Here is a 337-nt window from a genome sequence, read left to right on the forward strand (position 1 = left end):
AAGCGGTCGAGTACGATTTTTGCATTCGGAAAAAGTTGTTTAGCAAGATGATAATAGGGACTAAACATATCCATGGTAATGACTTTGACCCGATTTCTAACCTTTCTAGGATAGCGTAGAAAGTGGTTTCGGATGGTTGCTTGAGTTCTTCCGTCCAGAATGGCGATGACATTTAGGGAGTCGAAATCTTGAGCGATAAAGCTCATTTTCCCCTTTTTGAAGGCATACTCGTCCCAGCTCATCACCTCAGGTAAGGTATTCCAATCCGTTTCGAACTTGAATTCATTGAGTTTTCTCATAACTGATGATGTTGAGATAGATAGCCTGTGTGCAATAT

At 40.9% G+C, this 337-nt stretch carries 1 protein-coding gene; it reads right to left on the reverse strand.

The window, feature by feature from the left end:
• On the reverse strand, positions 1–337 hold a 337-nt coding region (locus C1G53_RS06355), incomplete at both ends, for a transposase (RefSeq protein ID WP_161941384.1).

The sequence above is a fragment of the Streptococcus suis genome (genome assembly GCF_002960445.1).
In the GTDB taxonomy this organism is placed as follows: Bacteria; Bacillota; Bacilli; order Lactobacillales; family Streptococcaceae; genus Streptococcus; species Streptococcus hyiners.